Raw genomic sequence first — 2253 nt, forward strand, 5'->3', positions numbered from 1 at the left:
ATGCCATAACACCGCCAGCACACCACCACACCCTCACCAGACAAACACCACACAATCGATTGCGTCCACACCACAACGCGTGTATGGTTTGACTCAGCGGGAGGCAACCGGCCACCCGCACCCCTCTAGGAGGACACGATGGATGCTCTGACCGCCCGCACCCCGCTCGATCTGACCGACTACGCCGCCGCCGCCCTGCCGTCCACCCCCGCGGATTCCGTGGTGGCCATCGGCCTGAAGGGCTCGCGGCTGGGGCCGGTGATGCGCCTTGACGATGTCGCCGCCCCCGCCACCATGGCCGGAGTGATCGCCGCCAGCATGCGCCCCGCCAACTGCACGCGCGTCTTCCTGATCGGCTACGGCCCGGAGGACCGCGCCCTGCGCTGGCTCGAGCTGGAGTCCATCCTGACCGGCCACGGTCTGAGCGTGGAGGGGCTGATCCACGTGGACGGGCGCATGTGCACCAACCTGGGCACGGGCGAGGCCGTGGCCTACGCCCCGGGCACCTCCACGCTGGGCCTGCACCTGGCCCTGCTCGACGGTGCGCGGGCCGAGTACCCCACCGCCACCCCGAGCGAGTCGGACGCCCTGACGGAGGCCGTGGCGGCTCACGCGGCCACGCTGACGGACATGCACGCGGACGCTCCGGCGCTGATCGAGGGCATCAACCGCCTGCTGAAGGATCAGAACGACGCCGGGGCCGCCGCCGTCGTGCTGGCCACCCTGAACCACCGTGACCCGGAGTACCTGATCGCGGCGCTGGTGGCCTGCACGGCCCCGAACCGGCTGGAGGCGGTGGACTTCACCCGGGGCGAGTTCCCGCACGGTCTGCGCTGGAAGGCGAGCGTGGAGGCCGAGACGGTGCTCAACGCCGCCGTGGCCCTCGGCCCGGGCCACGCCTGCGCCGGGGCGCTGGCGGTGCTGGCCTACGTGGCCTGGATCCGAGGCGCAGGAGCGGTGGCCGATGACCGCCTGAACCTCGCCGAGCGATGCGCCCCGCACCACCCGCACGTGCGCGCCGTGCGCCGGATGACGCGGGCCACGCCCGTGGCCGTCGTGGCCACCGACCCGGCGTGGGCCTGGGGCAAGCACACGCGGGCCGCCGAGGGCCGCTGAGCGTGACCGGGGGGCCAGCGCGTAACGCTGGCCCCCCGGCGTCCGTGGAGACGGTGCCCCGACGGTGCACGCCCGCCGGCGTGGCCCGGCCCACGCGTGAGCGGGCGCTGCCCAAATCGCTGTTGACCGCTCGGCCGCGCTTGTGTATGGTTATACACGTCGCGGGGGGCATGAGGCCCCCGGCACCCCGAGCGGCCAGGAGGCCCGACATGGACACCGACCAGACCACCATCTGCACCTCCCAGAACGTGCACATCGGCCAGGAGGTGGTCATCTACCACCGCACCTACCTGGGCAACTGCTCCAGCTCCAACGACGGCGTCGTGACCGCCGTCGATCCCGAGCACCGCACCTACACCGTCAGCTACCAGGACATGCGCGGCCGCCAGGCCTACACCATCTCCGACCAGTGGTACGGGGACGGCTGGGCCCACTGCATGCCCGCCGCCGAGGTGTACGGCGACTGAGCACGACGGGGCGGCGCGCACGCGCCGCCCCGTCGTCGCCCCTGGCCGCAAGCGCGGGCGGGTCCCGCGCTCGCTGCCGCGTGGGGCCGTGTCGCGGAGATGAGCTGCCGGCTACATCGAGCTGCTGCCGGCTCCCGGGGACCGCGACACGTCCCCGCCCTTCCTGCGACACGACCGATGGCGCGCCGGCCCGCGCTCGCGGACGGTGTTGCGCCCGCGCCGGGATGTGTGTATGGTTGGACACATAGCGGGGGGCATGAGGCCCCCGGCACCCCGACGGCCAAGGAGGCCCCCATGTCCAAGCACATCTATTCCGCCGGCTCCCTGCGCGCAGCCCTGAGCACCGGCTCCCTCGCCGCCCGCGTCTCCCCCCACCGCGGCCCCGTCCACCTGGAGGTGCTCCCGGAGAACGCCCTGCGCGTGATCAGCACCCACGAGGACGCCTACGCCTGCGCCTACGCCGACTCCGACCGCCCGGCCCCCGCCGCGCTCGCGGGCCTGCCGCCGGTGGCGCTGTGCGCCCTGGACGTCTCCCAGCTGATGCGCCACCTGGACGCGCTCCCCCTGCCCGAGACCCCCGTCAACGTCACCGCAACCGCCGACCGCGTCCACGTCGACGTCGTCGACGGCCGCGAGCGCTGGACGTTCGCCAACCTCGCCGCCCCCGGCG

At 73.4% G+C, this 2253-nt stretch carries 3 protein-coding genes; all 3 read left to right on the forward strand.

The features are described from left to right. The first annotated feature begins 138 nt into the window (after positions 1-138). Complete coding sequence (locus J1M38_RS11595) at positions 139-1116, forward strand: DUF4192 family protein (protein ID WP_134416692.1); 978 nt, start codon at positions 139-141, stop codon at positions 1114-1116. A 209-nt stretch (positions 1117-1325) separates the two neighbouring features. Continuing rightward, positions 1326-1583, forward strand: coding sequence for a hypothetical protein (locus J1M38_RS11600; RefSeq protein ID WP_206450811.1), 258 nt, complete (start codon positions 1326-1328; stop codon positions 1581-1583). Between the two features lie 294 nt (positions 1584-1877). Then, on the forward strand, positions 1878-2253 hold a 376-nt coding region (locus tag J1M38_RS11605), incomplete at its 3' end, for a hypothetical protein (RefSeq protein ID WP_206501273.1).

It is taken from the genome of Micrococcus sp. KRD070 (assembly GCF_017168435.1).
In the GTDB taxonomy this organism is placed as follows: Bacteria; Actinomycetota; Actinomycetes; order Actinomycetales; family Micrococcaceae; genus Micrococcus; species Micrococcus luteus.

Excerpts from the sequence above, each read along its gene's own strand:
- J1M38_RS11595 (WP_134416692.1), top strand. The coding sequence starts at position 139 with ATGGATGCTCTGACCGCCCGCACCCCGCTCGATCTGACCGACTACGCC.
- J1M38_RS11600 (WP_206450811.1), top strand. The coding sequence starts at position 1,326 with ATGGACACCGACCAGACCACCATCTGCACCTCCCAGAACGTGCACATC.